The organism is Paenibacillus sp. FSL K6-1096, from assembly GCF_037977055.1.
Classification (GTDB): domain Bacteria; phylum Bacillota; class Bacilli; order Paenibacillales; family Paenibacillaceae; genus Paenibacillus_AQ.
In genome coordinates, this window is record NZ_CP150274.1 from 5993324 (window position 1) to 6006900 (window position 13577).

At 57.0% G+C, this 13577-nt stretch carries 10 protein-coding genes; 7 read left to right on the plus strand and 3 right to left on the minus strand.

Annotated elements, in window-relative coordinates:
- Nucleotides 1-30: 30 nt before the first annotated feature.
- On the minus strand, nucleotides 31-1722 hold the full coding sequence (locus tag MHI24_RS26395; RefSeq protein ID WP_340022523.1) for a M3 family oligoendopeptidase: 1692 nt from the start codon (nucleotides 1720-1722) through the stop codon (nucleotides 31-33).
- A gap of 371 nt (nucleotides 1723-2093) precedes the next feature.
- On the opposite strand from MHI24_RS26395, the gene MHI24_RS26400 reads away from it, so the two are divergent.
- Both MHI24_RS26400 and MHI24_RS26405 read left to right on the plus strand, forming a co-directional pair.
- Complete coding sequence (locus tag MHI24_RS26400; protein WP_340022524.1) at nucleotides 2094-2369, plus strand: CD3324 family protein; 276 nt, start codon at nucleotides 2094-2096, stop codon at nucleotides 2367-2369.
- A 343-nt stretch (nucleotides 2370-2712) separates the two neighbouring features.
- Complete coding sequence (locus tag MHI24_RS26405) at nucleotides 2713-4041, plus strand: amidase (RefSeq protein WP_340022525.1); 1329 nt, start codon at nucleotides 2713-2715, stop codon at nucleotides 4039-4041.
- A gap of 30 nt (nucleotides 4042-4071) precedes the next feature.
- Here the strand turns inward: MHI24_RS26405 and MHI24_RS26410 are convergent, their stop codons facing one another.
- Complete coding sequence (locus MHI24_RS26410) at nucleotides 4072-5340, minus strand: S8 family peptidase (protein ID WP_340022526.1); 1269 nt, start codon at nucleotides 5338-5340, stop codon at nucleotides 4072-4074.
- 167 nt (nucleotides 5341-5507) lie between these two features.
- Between MHI24_RS26410 and MHI24_RS26415 the strand changes: the two genes are divergently transcribed.
- Nucleotides 5508-5867, plus strand: a complete 360-nt coding sequence (locus MHI24_RS26415) for a hypothetical protein (RefSeq protein WP_340022527.1) — start codon at nucleotides 5508-5510, stop codon at nucleotides 5865-5867.
- 29 nt (nucleotides 5868-5896) lie between these two features.
- Here MHI24_RS26415 and MHI24_RS26420 read toward each other — a convergent pair whose 3' ends face one another.
- Nucleotides 5897-6964, minus strand: a complete 1068-nt coding sequence (locus MHI24_RS26420; RefSeq protein WP_340022528.1) for an endospore germination permease — start codon at nucleotides 6962-6964, stop codon at nucleotides 5897-5899.
- 126 nt (nucleotides 6965-7090) lie between these two features.
- On the opposite strand from MHI24_RS26420, the gene MHI24_RS26425 reads away from it, so the two are divergent.
- The 4 genes from MHI24_RS26425 (at nucleotide 7091) to MHI24_RS26440 (ending at nucleotide 13299) form a co-directional block, all read left to right on the plus strand.
- On the plus strand, nucleotides 7091-8500 hold the full coding sequence (locus MHI24_RS26425) for a spore germination protein (RefSeq protein ID WP_340022529.1): 1410 nt from the start codon (nucleotides 7091-7093) through the stop codon (nucleotides 8498-8500).
- On the plus strand, nucleotides 8497-9630 hold the full coding sequence (locus MHI24_RS26430) for a Ger(x)C family spore germination protein (protein ID WP_340022530.1): 1134 nt from the start codon (nucleotides 8497-8499) through the stop codon (nucleotides 9628-9630). The genes MHI24_RS26425 and MHI24_RS26430 overlap by 4 nt, the downstream gene beginning before the upstream one ends.
- Before the next feature lie 250 nt (nucleotides 9631-9880).
- Nucleotides 9881-11284 carry an NAD(P)/FAD-dependent oxidoreductase gene (locus tag MHI24_RS26435; RefSeq protein ID WP_340026800.1) on the plus strand — a complete coding sequence of 468 codons (1404 nt, stop codon included), beginning with the start codon at nucleotides 9881-9883 and terminating at the stop codon, nucleotides 11282-11284.
- Between the two features lie 176 nt (nucleotides 11285-11460).
- Nucleotides 11461-13299: a UbiD family decarboxylase gene (locus MHI24_RS26440; RefSeq protein WP_340022531.1), complete on the plus strand. Its 1839-nt coding sequence runs from the start codon at nucleotides 11461-11463 to the stop codon at nucleotides 13297-13299.
- The last annotated feature ends 278 nt before the right edge of the window (nucleotides 13300-13577 follow it).

A 13577-nucleotide genomic window follows, 5' to 3' on the forward strand; every position in this document is an offset into this window, starting at 1 on the left:
CTTGTTGTATTTGCAGCGGTATCCCGGTGCTTACAGCGCCTTATCGTCGATACTGTTCAGCCAGCCCTCGATCTCGCCGATGACGGAGCTGATGCAGCCGTCCTGGAAAGGAGAGATGAGTCCGGCCAGCTTCACCAGCTCGGTGAAGGATCTGCTGCCTCCGGCCTGGCAGAGCTTCAGGTAATCAGGCCATGCTGAGGCAAAGTCCTCGTTCGAGCGTTTCCAGAACTGGAAGGCGCAGAGCTGGGCCAGTGTATAGTCGATATAGTAGAACGGATGGCGGTAGATGTGGGCTTGTTTTTGCCAGAACCCGCCCTGCTCCAGGTACACGTTGCCGTCGTAATCGCGGTGAGGCAGATACTTCTGCTCAATGCGCCGCCAGGCTTGCTTGCGTTCCTGCGGAGTCGCCTCGGGATGCTCGTACACATAATGCTGGAATTCATCGACCGATACGCCGTATGGAATGAACTCCAATGCATCGCCCAGGTGGTTGAAGCGGTACTTGTCGGCCTCCTCCTGGAAGAACAGGTCCATCCACGGCCAGGCGAAGAACTCCATGCTCATGGAATGAATCTCAGCGGCCTCGGAGGTAGGGAACGCATACTCAGGAACCTCCATATCGCGGCTGGAATACACCTGGAACGCGTGCCCGACCTCATGGGTCAGCACATCAATATCGCCGGAGGTCCCGTTAAAGTTGGAGAAAATGAACGGGGCGCGGTAATCGCTGAAATAAGTGCAGTAGCCGCCGAATTGCTTCCCTTGTCTGCTGACCAGATCCATCAGCCCGTTCTCCTGCATGAAGCTGAAGAATTCACCGGTCTCCGGGGACATCTCCGAATACATCTTAGCACCGTTGGCCACGATCCAGTCGGGATCTCCCTTAGGAGTAGCGTTGCCGGAGTTGAACTGGATGCCTTCGTCGAAAAACTTCAGGGTGTCCAGGCCCAGGCGCTCACGCTGGCGCTGCTTCAGCTTCCCGGCCACCGGAACGATATGCTCCAGCACCTGCTTGCGGAAGTTCGCTACCATCCCGGCATTGTAATCGGTGCGTCCCATCCGGTCATAGCCCAGCTCGACGAAGCTCGGGTATCCCAGCTTGGCGGCGATGCCCGCCCGTACCTTCACCAGCTCATCATAGATCCGGTCGAACTCGGGCTCATGCTCGGCCATGAAGGCGTAACGGGCCTCGAAGGCGCCCCGGCGCACTTCGCGGTCGGTGGAGGAATCAAAAGGAATCAGCTGGGCCAGGGTGCGTTCTTCGCCCTGGAACATGATTTTGGCGGAGGCGATCAGTTGGGTGTATTCAGAAGTCAGCTTATTCTCCAGTTGCAGGTCTGAAATGACCTCAGGGCTGAAGGTGCGCAGGGAGATTTCGGCCAGACTTAGCAGCTGCGTTCCCCATTCCTGCTCGAACTGGGCTCTGTATTTGGAGTTGACCAGCGCCCGGTAATACTCTGTAATATACTCCTGGATCACCGGACCAGTCTCGTCCATATAATCCTGTTCCGCCTTGTAGAACGTATCCTCGGTGTTCATCGAGTGGCGGACACTGACCAGGGTCTCCATGGTGTCGAAGCGGCTGCGAAGCTTGTTTATTGCAGCTACTGCGGCTTTTTGTTCCTCCAGGTTGCCTGTCTCCAGGTCTTTGATCAGAGTGGTGAACTCCTGCTTGAATTGCTCGACATCCGGACGTTCGTACACATATTCAGTAAATTTCATGGGCTGCATCGCATCCTTTCTTTACCATATAGACTCTATTATATAATCGGCGTCCGCAAAAAACTAATATTCAGGCAGTAAAGTTTGATTATAGCTAATTGCGGGTGAAGCAGCGCCTGTATGGTTGAACGGGTATGGGAATTATTCTAGAATAGAGGTAATCTGCACCAATTATAGAATTCCGGGAGGTGAAGACCTATGTTTCGGATGAGTCAATATGAGCACGGCACACTCCATGCAAAGCCTGTGAAATAACGAAGGCGATAGCTTTGCATGGAGCGGATTCATATTCGCCTGAAGTATTGAATGGATACGGTTATTTACACAGGCTTTGCCCTTAAAAGATCAATTTATTTTAAGGAGCGAGCCTTATGAAAAGTGTAAATGCAGCCAAGCTGCTGCCAGACCATCTGCTGAAGGAAATTCAGCAATATATACAAGGTGAATCCTTGTATATCCCCGCCTGTCCGAGCAAACGCCGCAAGTGGGGCGAAAGCTCCGGGGCAGCCGGCTACTACCGGACCCGCAATGCGGAGATCCGCGAAGGCTACCGTAACGGTACAGACATGGACCAGTTGTGCGAGCAATATGGTCTGTCGATAGATAGTATCCGCAAAATCGTATATTCCAAGAGCCCGCAGAGCTGATCTGCGGGTTTTTTGAGGTTGGGGGTGAGGGGCCTGCGCGGGAATAGTGCCGATCGGGTGCTGCGTATGGTCCAAGTATGCGTTGCAAATCTAGGAGAGTGACTGTGACTCTAATGGGGGCGCGCGGACTGAGATTCCGCTAATATGGATTTACAGGGTCATATGGACCTTTGGCGGACTGAAAATCCGTTATTGCTGCTGAGACAGGCCGATTGGGTGACTTTTAAGGCGGATAGCGGAATTATACTGTATCTCTGGTTTCGTTGGAAGTTTCCTGCTACCATTCCAAGTCTGAGCCGTAACAAGCTTAGTGTTATACATAATCTTCCATGGAGATGATATCATGCTGATTCACAAGGTGTCCCTGACTGAAATGATGGACGGTATCCGTGAGCCCGGTTATTCGCCGGAAAATGTACTTGACCTGTACATGGAGCGCTTCAGCAAGGTTGAGCCGCATATCCATGCGTTTGTTCCTGAAGAGGAGGTTCGGCAGCGTTTTAACCGGGAAAAAGAAAGCCTGCAGCACAGGATCAGCAAAGACGGAGTAAAGCCGGCCTTACTGGGTGTTCCTGTGGGCATTAAGGATCTGCTGCATGTGGACGGCTTGCCTACGCAAGCGGGCTCGCAGCTGCCCGCCGGCCTGCTGACCGGCTCCCAAGGGTCGCTGGTCACGAAGCTCCGCGCCCTGGGAGCAGTGATCGCCGGGAAGACGGTGACCGAGGAATTTGCCTACAACGGGCCGATTGCCACGCGCAATCCGCATCATACCGGGCATACGCCCGGCGGGTCCAGTGCAGGCTCGGCCGCAGCGGTTGCTGCCGGGCTGTGTCCGCTCGCAGTGGGCACCCAGACGTTGCGCTCGGTGATCGCTCCGGCTTCGTTCTGCGGAGTGGTCGGCTTCAAGCCCAGCTATGGCAGGGTGCCGCTGGACGGGGTGCTGCTGCTGTCGCCTGCTTGGGACACGATTGGCTTCTTCACACAGAGCCTGCCTGATATGGAGGCTGCGGCCGCCTTGCTTGTCCCGGACTGGCACATCAGCCCCGCCGATGTCACCCGTCTGCCGGTGCTGGGCATTCCGAAGGGCGTCTATATGGAGCTGATGAGCGGGGAGGTCAAGGCTGCATTCGAAGCGCAGATCGCGGGTCTGGAGCAGCTTGGCTATACGGTCCGCTACGTCCAAATGCCATGGGAGGATGAGCTGATCTACGGCAACGCTATGCTGCGCTTCATTGAGGGCGAGCTGGCACGCGGGCATGAGCAGTGGTTCGCCGGGCATCGGGCGGAATACGGGGTTCCGGTGAAGGAGGCGATTCTTAGAGGACAACAGATTCCGGAGGAGGAGCTTGCGCAGTACCGTAATCTGCAGCGGGAGCTGCGCCGCGGGCTGAAGGACCTGATGGTGCGGGAGGGCATTGACCTGTGGGTATCCCCTGCCCAGGGAGGAATTGCACCTAAGGTGGAGGAGCGGAATACAGGCTGGGCGGGGATGCCGGCGGTCTGGGGATTCGCCGGGTGTCCGTCGGTCAGCCTGCCTGCGGCTACCCTCGGCGGGCTGCCGCTTGGCTTCCAGTGTATTGGCGCTTACGGGGAAGATGAGGCGCTGCTGGCCTGGGCGCAGACTCTGTGGCCGGATATTGCTTACTCGGACGGGCAACCGCTCCCGGAATAACCGGGAACGGTTGCCTAATGACAGTCCGGGTTATTTACGGCAGCCGCGCTTCAACAGGAAACGCACATCAATCTCCCCGCTGCCGCCGGTGTTCGGCTTCAGGCGGAGCGGAAAGGCATTCTGCTTCAGCAGCGTCTTCACCTGGCGCGGGGACAGGCAGGGGCGGAGCTGCAGCAGCTGTGCGGCGGCACCGGAGACAATCGGGGTGGATATACTGGTGCCGGACAGCTTGAAGTACCGCTTGCCGACCTTGTCGCCCGGCATTCTGCGGACCAGCAGCGAGCCGGGGGCGCGCAGCGAGATGACATTGTCGCCGGGAGCAACCAGGTCAGGCTTCACCCGGCAGCCCGGGGCAGGGCCGCGGCTGGAATAGACCGCGATCCGGTCATCCTTCTGGGTCAGCGTCCGGCGGTCGTTCACTGCGCCGACCGTAATGGCGGAGGGGCTGATCCCGGGGGACTCAATGGTCCGCCGTCCCGGACCGCTGTTACCTGCGGCAATCACTACGGTCAGACCGGCCTTGACGGCCCGCTCTACGGCCTGGACGAGCAGATCATCCTTGACTTCCGGGGCGACCGGTCCGCCGAAGGACATGGACAGGATGCGCAGCCCCAGCTTGCGGCGCCGGGCAATGCACCATTCAATCGCCTTGATGATGGTGGAGTCATACCCGTCCCCGTTGCGGTCCAGCACCTTGATGGCGACGATTCCGGCCTCGGGGGCGGGCCCCCGGTATTTGCCGCGGCTGGACCAGCCGTTCCCGGCAGCATCCCCGGTGATATGCGTGCCGTGGCCGTTGTCGTCATACGGACATTTCCGGTGATTGATGTAATCCTTGAAGGCCAGGATGCGGTTAACCGGACGGATCAGATCGGGATGCGGGTACACGCCGGTATCGAGCACGGCTATGTTGATCCCTTTTCCGGTCAGCCCTCTTGAGCGTTTAACGGCTGTAGCTCCGATAGATGGAGTGGCAATGTTCAGTGAGGCTTTTTTGATCCCGTCCAGGTAGACTTTACGTACGCCCTTCCAGCCGCATACCCGCTCCAGGCCCTTCAGCGAGACCCGGGAGGCAACGGCCCGGTGCAGCCGCAGATGATGCTTGACCGGGAGGGCATGCGGACCCAGATGGCGCTTCAGCTCCCGCAGGCCTGCTGCAGTTAACGGCTGGCGGAACTGTATAATCACTGGTATTGCGCCCGCAGGGGCAGTAGAATGATAGGCTTTGCGGATGGTGTGCTTCAGGGGGCGGTTCAGCTTCGCGGCATGATGCCTGACCCATGATTTCTTGTTCCTCATTGTGTGATCACCTCTATGGAAGCATTGTATGCGTCCGGGTGTCAGGCGGGTACGAAACCATAGAACCAAGGCAATACTACATTTATGGAAAATAAAGGCAGGAGCGCGTTTCGGGAGGATTCTGATTTGCATTTACTACTGTATCTTAACAGAAAGTGGTGAAGGCATTGAAAGAAACAGAGAAGAAGGCATTACTGGCCAAACGTCTCCAGATGGTCAAAAAAGCAAGAGCAGCCGCAGTCAGACCCAGAAGACGGCGGATCAGACAGGTGCTGAACAACTTCATCGTGCTTGCAATCAACACGAACAACGTCCCTTATGAAACCCAGGGCTGGAGAGCTACCCTGACGCGAAGCTCCGGTACAACAATCACAGCTCAGTTCGACGAGTTTGGCGTCGCCCAATTTAACACCATTAGCACTCTTACCAGTGTAAGCTATACGCTCCGTATCTTCGATGCGGACAATGTGCAGCAGGTGCAGAGATTCGTCCCGGCGAACCGCGAGTTTTACGTCGCCCGCTTCTAAGGCACTGCTAAGCCGCAGCGCGTTCCCGGTCAACCCGGGACGCGCTTTTTACGGACATAATAAATAGAGTAGAGAATCAGGGGAATCACCAGGAAGTTAACCAGCTGAATATAGAGCAGGTAGTCAAGCAGCTTGAACATATTGAACAGGTCTCTGGAGAACAGATACGAGAACAGGATGGTCAGCGCGCAGATGTAATGCTCTTTGAAACGGAGCTTCAGCCCGGACAGCCGGATCAGCTCCATCAGGGCAAAGAAGCAGACGATGTACCGGATGAACCAGCCGGCCACCACCTGCAGCATGACAAACAGCTCGCCGGCCTCCAGGAAGCCGAAGGCGCTGATAATCTGCGTCTGTGTCAGCTTCGGGAATAGCAGATTGACGGCCCGGTCGGCCCCGAAGGTTGTAATGACGCCGAGCATCGAGAAGATCAGCATTTGGACAACGAACAGCATGGCGATGGTGGTATGCCGCATCAGCTTCGACTTGTCGCGCACGCTGTCCAGGTAGGGGATCATGATGCTGACACAGCTCAATGCGCCGAGAATCTTCAGGGTAGCCAGCAGCAGATCCGGCGTCACTCCGTGCTCCATAATCGGATGGATGTACTTCATATCCTTATACTTATGGGTCAGGAAGGACAGCAGAATACCGGACAGGCTGATGAAGAAGATCACGATGATCGTGGTGATGGTCACCGAGGCGATGCCTTTTTTGACCACATATACCGTAGCGAACGCAGTCACCATAATGAACACCCATACCGGGGTGAACAATTGAAAGCCTGTGTGCATGACGCTGGCCTCCGCCCCCGCGCTCTCAAATATAGTTAATAGAACGGTCAGCATAAAGAGGCATGAGAAAAAGCCCCCGCCCCATTTCCCCAGCGACTTCGCGTAAATATCGGGCAGATTGTAATTCTTCGTCCGTCGGTGAATGGTCAGAATCAGCCAGGTGTACACAAGAATACATACCGAAGCCGCGATCATTGCGATCCAGGTGTCTCTGCCGCCCAGCTTAAGGAACGAAGAAGGGAAGGTCTTCAGGGTTACAATGGCCAGCGCGCTGATGATGAAAAAAAGATGTTTGGAGTTCATCGGTCCCGCAAGACTCCTTCGCCAGTAAAATGTAGACTCCTCTTTAGTATGAGCCTGAATCCCGGATGTTATTCCGTAAATTTGGCATACTATCCATACTACTTCAGGATGAAGGGTGGAGAGAGTATGACCGTGAAGGCGGACGGGCTTGCTGCTGAACTAAGCGGCTGCTTTGATTTCATCAGGCGTGATATCGTAATGAAACATTCAGTGATTCCGCTTTTTTTCATAGAAACGATCTGTGACTCCGGCTATATCAGCCAACATATTATCGATCCCCTCTCCCAGGCGGATACGGAGATTACAACCAGGGAGGCTGTCCAGCAGGCCATATCGGTGTCCAAGTTCGGCGAGGTCCATGATCTGGCTGAGGCGCTTTCGCATGTGCTGGCCGGTGATCCGGTCGTGATTTTTGAAGAGATGGACTATGCCATTTATTTCGATGCCCGGAAGATTGAGTCCCGTGCGGTTGAGAAATCGCAATTCGAATCCTCGCTGGTCGGCTCGAACGAGAGCTTCAATGAGCTGCTGGCCAATAATGTCAGCCTGATCCGCAAGCGGATGGTCACAGAGAAGCTGAAGATTGAGCGCCATATTCTGGGCCGGCAGTCGAAGACAGAGGCGGTGCTGCTCTACGTGGAGGGTGCGGCGCCAGGCGATCTGGTGGCCACGGTCCGGCAGAAGGTGGAGGCGATGGAGAATGAGTTCGTGCTTGGCGCACAGTATATTGCCGAGGCGCTGGGTCCGGGCAAAACGCTGTTTGATACGATAGGCTACTCCGACAAGCCGGATGCTGTTGTGGCTAAGCTGTTTGAGGGCAGAATCTCGGTCATTGTCAACGGGACGCCGTTTGCGCTGACGGCTCCCTGCTTCTTCTTCGAGAACCTGCAGTCGCCTGATGATTATGCCACCAACAGAATATTCGTGACGCTGCTGCGGCTGGTCCGGTTCGGCTCCCTGCTGCTGTCGCTGCTGCTCCCTGGCTTCTATGTGGCCCTGACCACCCATCATTTCTCGCTGATTCCCTCGGCCTTCGTCTTCAAGCTGGCCGTCTCCCGCTCCGGTGTGCCATTCCCGACTGTGGTGGAGGTGATTCTCATGTTCCTGTTCTTCGAGCTGTCCCGGGAAGCGGGCAGGCGGCTGCCGCATCAGATCGGGCAGGCGCTCAGCATCGTCGGCGCACTGATCCTGGGGGATGCCGCTGTTGGAGCGGGACTGGCCTCCCAGGCGACAGTGGTGGTGACCGGAATCTACGCGATCACTTCCTTCATCAATCCCCGGCTGACCTCGGCGGTATCAGTCTGGGCGGTTTTCTCTATTATTATGTCCGCTTGCTTCGGGCTGCACGGCTTCTACCTGGGCGTTATTCTGCTGGCTGCCCACCTGGCCTCACTGCGGTCCTGTGATTATCCGTATCTTTTCCCGCTGGGCACCGAGCGTTCGTTCCGGGCGGCGAACCGGGATGTTCTGGTCCGGGGACCGCTGAACAAGGTATCGCGTCCGTTCCTGTACAGCGGCAGCAGGAGCAGGAAATGAGTACGCTCACCGTCAGGAGGCTGCTGCTTGCCATGTTGCTGTCGGTGCAGTGTCTTGTGTTATCCTCTTGTCTCGGGTACAGAGACCTGGACCATATCGTGTTCGTGACCTCGATTCTGATCGACACGGATGAGGAGAAGAATTGTGTCTTCTATTTCGAGACGCTGAATTCCATCCGCAGCTCCTCCAAGGAGGCGAACCAGGAAGAGCGGATTATTTACAAAATCGCGACACAGAATCCGGGCGAAGCGATGAACCGGCTGGAGACCTTCACCAGCGCTCCGGTGACACTGGCGCACAATAAGGTCATTCTGTTCACCGAGCGGTTTGCGCGCAGCGGGCTGAATCAGGCCTTTGAGCTGTTCGACCGGTGGCAGGAGTCCAGCGCCCGCACGCTTCTGGGAATCTATGTTGGGACTACAGATTCGTTCATTAAGCCTAATCATGATGAAGAGATTATGACCGGATTGTATCTCTATGACATGCTGGGCTCGAAATCCTCTGTGACCTCTTACGGCGTCAAGCTCAATATCAAGGAATTCATGAATCAGCGGCTGACCGGGGATTATGTGAATTCCATGTCGGTTATGAATGTATCGAAGGATGAGGATACGAAGGGACAATATTATCTGGATGGCCTGGCGCTGGTGAAGGATTACACCATGGTAGGTAGGCTGGACAGCAGGAAGTCGATCTACTTCAACTTCCTGCTGAACAACAAGGTATCAGGGAATATTGCCATTCAGAACCCGGAAGACCAGACGAAAATGGTGAATCTGCTGCTGCAGAGCAACCGTTACCGCTCCAAGGTCAGCTATGAAGACGGGGCGGCAAGGCTGGACATTCATCTGAGCCTGAACACGGAGGTATCTGCCATCCAGGGCAAGCTGGAGCTGACCGATGAGAATATCGCCGAGCTGGAAGCCTCGCTGGCCGCGAAGATCAGACAGAACTGCCTGAAGCTGTTCCAGGAGTGGAAGGATAAGGGGATCGATGTGTTCGATATCTCGGAGAAGTTCGAACGCAAATACCCGCAGCTGGCCGGACAGAACATCATCAGGAGCACTGAGCTTAACCTTGAGGTACAGGTGGACATCAACGGCACGACTACGCTCAGGGATGCTGAATGACAGATAAAGGGGCGGTAATTGACGCCATTCATATAGCAGTGCTTGTCAAGAGTGGTGACAGTCATGATATAAAATGTAGGTTCAATATACAAACTACCCGGCTGATTTTAGCTGCGATGACAATAAACCTTCCATGAATATTCAAAAACAGGTTCTCACCCGATATAATGGGGCCATATATGTTAGCAATGGACTGTGAGGCAGCAGGAAGGCCCCGGTCTGAAGATGCCAGCGAAAGGTCTGAGGGATGATGAGCCTGGAAGCCTTGAATGAACGTGTGAAAACAGATCTGTCCTATCTTGCCTACGGCGGCGCAGATTGGGTGCGCCCGCTGGTGCATGCGGAAGGTCATGTCTATGATGTGGTGATTGTGGGCGGCGGGCAGAGCGGGCTCGGTGCGGCGTTCGGCCTGCTGCGGGAGCGGATCTCCAATCTGCTGGTCATCGATGAGAACCCGGACGGGCTGGAAGGGCCATGGGAGACCTACGCCCGGATGGTGACACTGCGCACGCCGAAGCACCTGACCTCCATCGATCTGGGGATTCCGTCCCTGACCTTCCGCTCCTGGTGGGAGGCCCAGCATGGGGCAGCAGCCTGGGGTGAGGTGGACAAAATCCCGCGCGGCCAGTGGATGGCCTACCTGCGCTGGTACAGGAAGGTGCTGGAGCTGCCGGTCATGAACGAGGTGCGGCTGCTGCTGGTTGAACCCGGCGGCGACGGGGTTTACCGCCTGCAGGTGGCGGGGGCGGGCGCTCCGCCGGGCCCGCTGCTGGCGCGCAAGGTGATCCTTGCCACCGGCATCCAGGGCGGGGGACGGTGGCATGTCCCGGAGATGATTGCCGGCGGGCTGCCGGAGCGGCTGTACGCCCATACCTCACAGCCGATCGACTTCGCTGCCCTTCGCGGCAAGCGGATCGGGATTCTCGGCGGCGGGGCATCCGCCTTCGACAATGCCAACTTCGCATTGAGCGAAGGGGCGGCTCAGGCGCAGGTATTCGTCCGCCGCCCGAAGCTGCCGGGCGTGAATCCGATCCGCCAGATGGAGGGCTCGGGGATGATTGAACGGTTCCACACCCTGGCGGATGAGGACAAATACAAGGTGATCTCGCATTTCTTCCATTATAATCAGCCGCCGACCAATGATACCTTCGCGCGTGCGGCAGCGTGGCCCGGCTTCCGGCTCCATCTCGGCTCCCCATGGCTTAAGGCAGAGGCGGCCGGGGAAGAGGCGGTCGTGACCACCCCCTCCGGCGAATTCAGGTTCGATTATCTGATCATCAGCACCGGGCTGGTCAGCGACCCGGCGCTAAGGCCGGAGCTGCAGTTGGTTGATGCTCATATCGCCCGCTGGAGCGACCGCTACACAGCCCCTGACGGAGCCGGGAATCCGCTGCTGGATGCCCATCCGTACCTGAGTCCGGGATTCGCGCTTCAGTCCCGGGATGAGGAGGGCCGCAGGCTGCTGCACGGATTATTCGTCTTCAATTATTCCGCTCTGGCCAGCTGCGGGTTGTCGGCATCGGCAATCTCCGGGCTGCGCAACGCGATTCCCAGGCTGGTAGCCGGGGTGGCCGACCAGCTGTTCCAGGATGACCGGGAGCAGATTCTCCAGGCCTATTATGATTACGATGAGATTGAATTTACCGGACAATGAGTTAAGGATTCAGGAAGAGGCTGTACCGGAGAGGCTTGAAGCCCTCTGGTGCAGCCTTTGTCATGCAGCGGGCTCTCCCGGCGGAACTGTGGGCTGACCATTGCCGGATTGACCTCGCGGGCGTGCTCATTGATAATAAAGAGGTTCATATTCTTAAGCAGAATGGGAGTAGAAGCATGGCATACCGCAATCTGGAAGACTGTATTATTGACCTGGAGAAGCACGGGCATTTAATTCGTATACATGAGGAAGTGGACCCGCATCTGGAGATGGCGGCCATCCATATGAAGGTCTATGAGGCAGGCGGCCCCGCGCTGCTGTTCGAGAACGTCAAGGGCTCGAAGTACCGTGCAGTCTCGAACCTGTTCGGCACAATTGAGCGCAGCAAGTTCATCTTCCGCGATACCTGGGAATCCTCCCAGGCAGTCATCGCGCTGCGCAGTAACCCCATGAAGGCGCTGAAGCAGCCATTCCGGTATGTCGGAACCGCGCTTGCCGCGAGAAAAGCACTGCCGATCAAAAAGAGCGGAGCTGTACCCGCCGGCTTCGAGGAGATACAGATCTCCGATCTTCCGCAGATCAAGCATTGGCAGGGGGATGGCGGGGCGTTCGTTACGCTGCCGCAGGTGTATTCGGAGGACCCCGATAAGCCGGGGATTATGAACTCCAATCTCGGAATGTACCGTATTCAGCTTAGCGGCAACGACTACGAGATCAATAAGGAAGTAGGCGTCCATTACCAGATTCACCGCGGCATCGGGATTCATCAGGCCCACGCCAGCCGGAAGGGTGAGCCGCTGAAGGTGAGCTGCTTCATCGGGGGGCCCCCGGCGCATACCCTCTCCGCGGTCATGCCGCTGCCGGAGGGGCTGAGCGAGATGACCTTCGCCGGGCTGCTGGCCGGACGCCATTTCCGCTATACCTATGCAGACGGCTTCTGCATCAGCAGCGATGCCGACTTCGTAATCACCGGTGAGATCTATCCCGGCGAGACGAAGCCGGAGGGTCCGTTCGGCGACCATCTGGGCTACTACAGCCTGACCCATCCGTTCCCGGTGATGAGAGTCCATAAGGTCTATGCCAAGAAGGGGGCAATCTATCCCTTCACGGTGGTCGGCCGTCCGCCGCAGGAGGATACCGCGTTCGGCGAGCTTATCCATGAGCTGACCGGCGGGGCGATCCGCTCGGAGATTCCCGGCGTGAAGGAGGTTCATGCCGTGGACGCCTCCGGGGTACACCCGCTGCTCTTCGCGATCGGCAGCGAAAGGTACACGCCTTACCAGCAATTGAAGCAGCCGGCAGAGCTGCTGACGATGGCTAACCGGATTCTTGGCACCGGCCAGCTTAGCCTGGCGAAGTATCTCTTCATTACCGCAGAAGAGGACAAGCCGGTCAGCACGCATGATATTCCCGGATTCCTGACGTACATTCTGGAGCGGATCAATCTGCACCGCGACATTCATTTTCAGACGAATACGACCATAGATACGCTGGATTATTCCGGCACCGGCATCAACAGCGGAAGCAAGGTCGTCTTCGCGGCAGTGGGTGAGGAGAAACGGTGCTTATGTACAGAGGTGCCTGAGGTTCTCCGGCGGCTGGGAGCGGACTGGGGTCCGGCAGCGATGATTATACCCGGAATCGTGGCGCTGCAGGGCAAGCCGTTCGCCGATTACGCTGCCGCAGTGGAGGAGATCGCCGGCCTGAGCGCCGCCATTGCCGCTGAGGGGCCGCTCGACTCCTGTCCGATGATCATTCTGTGCGATGACAGCAGCTTCCTGTCGGAGCATTTGAACAATTTCCTGTGGGCCACCTTCACCCGCAGCAATCCTTCGCATGACATCCATGGGGTGAACAGCAGGGTGGAGCATAAGCACTGGTCCTGTGACAATGTGATTATCGATGCCCGGGTGAAGCCGCATCAGGCGCCGCCGCTGATTCCGGACCCGGAGGTGCAGCGCAGGATAGAGCGGGTGTTTGCACCGGGGGCCAGCCTGGGCGGGCTGAAGAGATAGAGTAGAGCAGGAAGAGCTGACGGCAATTCGGTTACAGAGGACGGGAGGTGGGGGATTGTTTCTCATATTTGAGCTTCTTGTTGATTTCATTTATAGTCTGATCACCGGCCGTAAGGACCGCAAACGGAGAAGAGACAAGCGAAGAGCGCGCAGAAGGAGCAGATCAGGGCGACATTGACACCCGGCGCTGCGGGCGGGCATAAGCAGTAAGAGGAGCTCATTCCCTGTGGTGCTCCAAAAAGAATGACGCTCCCTGCCCCGGGAGCGTCATTTCATGC